Annotated in this window: 4 protein-coding genes; 1 reads left to right on the plus strand and 3 read right to left on the minus strand. The window is 68.3% G+C overall.

The genetic code is table 11. The features are described from left to right. Nucleotides 1–245, plus strand: a 245-nt coding sequence (locus RUMESO_RS02105; RefSeq protein ID WP_037277710.1) for an integrase core domain-containing protein, incomplete at its 5' end; no start/stop codon positions are given. 45 nt (nt 246–290) lie between these two features. Here RUMESO_RS02105 and RUMESO_RS02110 read toward each other — a convergent pair. The 3 genes from RUMESO_RS02110 to RUMESO_RS02120 form a co-directional block, all read right to left on the minus strand. Then, entirely contained in the window at nt 291–3,944 is a 3,654-nt protein-coding gene (locus RUMESO_RS02110) for a hypothetical protein (RefSeq protein ID WP_037277732.1), read from the minus strand. Between the two features lie 26 nt (nt 3,945–3,970). Next, nucleotides 3,971–4,375 carry a hypothetical protein gene (locus RUMESO_RS02115; RefSeq protein WP_037277733.1) on the minus strand — a complete coding sequence of 135 codons (405 nt, stop codon included), beginning with the start codon at nt 4,373–4,375 and terminating at the stop codon, nt 3,971–3,973. 13 nt (nt 4,376–4,388) lie between these two features. After that, nucleotides 4,389–4,710: terminase TerL endonuclease subunit (locus tag RUMESO_RS02120; RefSeq protein ID WP_037277734.1), on the minus strand; the 322-nt coding region annotated here is incomplete at its 5' end.

Raw genomic sequence — 4,710 nt, forward strand, 5'->3', positions numbered from 1 at the left:
CCCGCCAGCTCGGGCTGAAGCCCTGCTTCACGCCCGTGAAGAGCCCCCAAAGCAATGGCATCTCCGAGGCCTTCGTCCGCACCCTGAAGCGCGACTACGTCCAGGTCACGCCCTTGCCGGACGCTGCCGCTGTCCTCGGATTGCTCCCAAGCTGGTTCGAGGACTACAACGCCCACCACCCGCACTCCGGGCTGAAAATGCGCTCGCCTCGCGAGTTCATCGCCGCCCAAACCGCAACCGCCTGAGTGTTCGGTCAAACGGGGGCCAGATCACCCAGGGCGCATCCTGCCCTATCTCCTCGTCTCTTTCAGGGCATAAGTTGGCATGCCGACAGTGACCGCCTCGTCGAGGTATTGGGCGCTCTTGTTAGTGTTCCTCTCGACCTTCAACCCGATTTGCCGCTGCTCGGTTTGGAACGCCTCAACGACCTTGGTGAGCTTTTTGAGTTCGGCCTCAAGGGTGGCGATGGTAGTTGCCGTGCTGGCCGGGACGGACGGCACCGGCACCGTGGCGAGCGGGACGCCGGTCGCCGTCGTGCCCGTGACCCCGCCGTAGAGCGCGGCGGAGGCCCGGCCCTTGGCCTGCAGGAAGTCGAAGCGGGTGGCGAAGTCCTCGGGAACGAGGGCGTCAATCGCGGCTCGGGCCTCCTCGGCCGCGTCCTTCTGCTTCTCCATGGCCCGGACGTGCAGGAGGAGCGCCTGGTTGGCGCCGAGGGTGCCCTTGAGCTCCAGCGCATCGAGGGCGGCCTGGTTGTCGGTGGCCTCATAGAGCCGCCGCATCAGGCCCTCGCGCTCGTCCTCGATGGCGGCCTGCTCCTTGGCGATTTGGAGGGCATCGAACTTCTTGCGGTTGAGCGGGTCGAGGGCGTCACGCTCCAGCTTGAGCAGCGCCACCGTGTCGCCACGCGCTTCCAGGATCTGGCGGTCCAGGTCCGCGCGTTCGTCGGCGACGGCCTTCTCGGCCTTGGCGGCTTCGATCTTGTCATAGAGAGACCGCAGCAGCGGGTCGGTCTCGTCGCGCTCCATCTTGCGGAGCTTGATGACGTTGCCCGTGACCTCGTAGTACTCCCGCAGCATCCCTTGGCGCGCATCGGCCAGGGCCTCGGCCTTCCGGGCGGCCTCCTCGGCAACGGCCTGAGCCTTGGCCTGCGCCGCCGCCTCGTCTTCGAGAGCGAAGAGGCGCTCCTTCATCCAGCGGAGCGACTCGGGCATGGCCGCGAGTTCCAGCTTGCGAGCTTCGCCGATCTTGCCCTCGGCCTCGTAAATCTGGCCCAAGAGCGCGGTGTATTGGTCGTGGAGTGCGCTCTGGGGGTTGGACGGCGGGGCGCTCTTGGCCAGATTGTCCGCCGCCTCCTGCGCCGCGCGGTCCCGCAGGTCGAGCAGCGTCTTGAACTCGTCGGCCAGAGCCATGAGGCCGCTCGCCTTCACCTTCATCCCCCGCTCACGCAGGCTCGCCACGACGGCGCGGAAGTCCGCCTCGCTCTCGATGCGGGCCGTGACGCCGAGCTCCTGAAGGCCCCGCGCGAAGACGCGCTGCGCGGTGTTGGCCTGCTCCTCCAGGCTGAAGAACCCCGTGCGGAACACCTCCACCGCCATCCGGAACGCATCGCGCCCGCCGGCCGCTTCCACCATGCGGGTGGCGAGCTTGGTTGCCGCCTCGCCGGCCTTGAGGTTCTCGCCCCAGAGGTCACGGGTCGCATCCCTGACGACTCCGAACGATGCGACCATGCGCTCCAAGGTCTGGGTCGCCGTCTCGCCTTCCGCTGAGAACCGGGCCGTGGCGCCGGCCATGACGGCGAGCTTGTCGGAGACCTCGCCGAACTTCTCGGTGACCGCCTGGACCTGCTCCTCAGCCGTCATGTCCTTGAGCGAGAGTTGGAAGTCGTAGCTGAAGTCGCGGAAGTCCTTGCGGCCCTTGCCGAGCACCTTGGCCATATCCAGGATGCTGTCGCCGATCTGGGCGTAGGCGTCCTTGATGGGGTTCGCGATGTCCTTGCCGGCCGGACCGTAGGAGGTCGAGGTCGAGGAGGAGAGGCCGAAGAACCGGGTCTTCTTCACCGTGTCGAAGGTCTCCACCAGGGCGTTGAAGCCGTCGAGGGTGACGCGCAAGCCACTGTCGAGAAGTTCCGTCTTGCCCTTGATGGCCGAGAACAAGCCGATGGCGAGGGCCGCCGGACCCGCGATGGCGCCGATGGCTGTGCCGAGGCCCGCGAGCCCCGACGTGGCCCCGGCCATGGCTTCGCTGATGGCGGTCCCCGCCCCGCCCAGGCCACCCGAGAAGAGGCCGGAGACGACGTTGCCGAAGCCGGTCCCGATGTTGCCCAGGAAGCCGCCCAGCCCTCCCATTGCGCCGGCCGCCGCCCCGCCCGGGACGGGGATGCCTGCGCCTTGCGCCATGCCCACGGCCGGGCCTGCCACGCCCGCTCCGGTGATACCCATGGAGAGCATGATCCGGTTGCGCGCGGCCAGCGAGATCATCTGCGCGAGCATCGACTTGAAGGAGCCGAGGACCGAGGAGACAAAGCCCTTGAAGTCGCGGAAGCCGCTGGAGATCCAGTCCCCGAACGCATCGGCCACCCCATCAATCCCGTCGATGAGGATCTGAGCCTTCTTCTCGCCCACCTCGCTCGCGGTCATGGCCGCGTCCTGCAGGGCGGCGTTGAAGGCCAGGGCCTGCTCGGTCGCAGCCGGCATGGCGCGCGTGATGGCTTGCGCCGCCGCTTCGACCGCCTCGCGCGCGACTTTGGCCGCACCCGCGACGCCGCCTCCACCTCCCCTACCGTGGCGCCCGGAGCCGCCAGCCCCGCCAGCTCCGCCGCCGCCCAGGGCGCCGCTCAGATCGATGGCGGAGCCGCCGGCGCTGTTCATGGCATCACGGAGCGCGCCGAGGCTCTCCAGGGGTGCGGTGAGGTCGTCACCAAGGCCGGTCGCTGCCGCCCGCAGCCTCTCCATCTGGTCCGTCGCGTCGCTCGCCAGACCGGCAAGGCCGCTACTCCCGCCCGACATGTTGCTTGTGCCGAGAATGCTGTTGGAGAGCCCCCTGATCGGGTCGGCGAACGGGATGACCTTATTCAGGCCGGCCGCGATGCTCTGTGTCATCGCGACGAAGCCAATGCCGATGTTGAGGAAGGCGTCCAGGAAGCTGGCCTGCACCTGGGCGGCGACGTAGGCCGCTTGCGCCGCGAGGTAGCCCATCCCATCCCCGATGCGGCCCCAGACCTCGCTGGCCACGTCGCTCAGAAGGCTGAGCGCGTTCCCGAAGCCTCCAGCCCCATCGACCAGCCTTGTGAACTGGTAGGCCAGCTCACCGGCGCCGACGACGATGGCGCCGAAGCCGGTCCGGACGAGAGCGCCGCGCAGGACCAGAAGGGCGCCGGACAGGGAGCCGGTCGCCACAGCGGCGGCGGCAAGACCGGCGACGTAGCGACCGGCAAAGAGGGCGGCGGCGGTGGCGCCGTAGATGGCGATCCGGTCAAGGTTGCCGGCCACGGTCTCGAGGATGCTGTTGATGCCGCCAGTCGCGCTGCCGAAGGATGGCAGGATGCCCACGAGGTTGCCGAGGCTCTGTCCGGCAGCGTCGAGCACGGACCGGGTGTCCACCATGCGGGCCAGGAACGGGATGGAGAGCCCCGCCGCCAAGCCTAGCGCGGCGCCGAAGGCTCCGAAGCCTCCAGCCAATTGCGGGAGCTGCTGAGCCAGGACGAGGCTTGCCTTCTGGCCGCCCTGGAGTTGGACAATCATGTCCTGGAGCTGGAAGCTCGCGTTCTGGAACTTCGGCCCGAGGCTGGAGACGGCGCGGCCCGTGTTCGCGACCGGTCGGTCCAGCCGCGAGAGCGCGCCGCCCAGGCGCGTCGTGGCGGCTTCGGCATTGGCCGCGCCGGCCGCGAACTCGGCCGAGTCCAGCCCTAGGGCGACTCGCAAGCTGCCGATGATGGTTCCAGCCATGGCGGTCCTAACCTCTCAGAGTGGGCTCAGGCCGAGGCCCGGTTCATGAAGTGACTGTCTTTCGCGATCTCCTGCATGATCGCGTGCCGGATGGCCGGGATGCCGAAGACCTTCTCGACGGTCTCCTTGGAGAACGTGACCTTCACAGGCTTGCCCTTGGCATCGTTGCCGATGCCCCAGTTGTCGCTCCAGCCGATGACGGCAGCGCGGATCAGCTTCATCTCGCCGGCCTCGATCTGCTGCGGCGATCCGCCGGCGCTCTGCTTCACGCCGTTGACGAGCGCCTGCATCACCGTCGGATCGGCGGCGCCCTTGATGCGGAACATGACGGGCTGGTTGTCGTCGCCCATGATGGTCTCGCCGTCGATGACGAGGGGGATGTCGACGCCGGCGGCCGCTTTCTGGCGGGTATCGAAGATGCTGATATCCAAAGTTCGTGCCTCCTCAGGCTGTCCACATGTCGTCTTCGAACCAGGGGGCGTCCGTGGTGTACTGGCCCTCGCCCGCGGCGCAGCGCGCCACGGCCATGGCTGCTGCCACCGCCCCGTCGATCTTGTTGCCGCTCTTGCCCTTGTGGAACGACCGATTGCCGGCCTGATCCACGTGGAGCTGGATGTTCTCGAAGTTCCACCGCAGCACCGGGTTGCCCCCGTGGCGGAAGCGCCCGGCGAGGATGGCCCGCTCCAGCTCCTTCACGGCGGGCGCCATGCTGACCCAGCCCTGCCGGAACTCCACCACGGGCAGGCCGTCGTCGTTGAGGCTGGCC

It is taken from the genome of Rubellimicrobium mesophilum DSM 19309 (assembly GCF_000600335.2).
Lineage (GTDB): Bacteria > Pseudomonadota > Alphaproteobacteria > Rhodobacterales > Rhodobacteraceae > Rubellimicrobium > Rubellimicrobium mesophilum.

Bases quoted from the DNA above. Each gene is read 5' to 3' on its own strand.
- RUMESO_RS02110 (WP_037277732.1), bottom strand. From the start codon at position 3,944: ATGGCTGGAACCATCATCGGCAGCTTGCGAGTCGCCCTAGGGCTGGAC.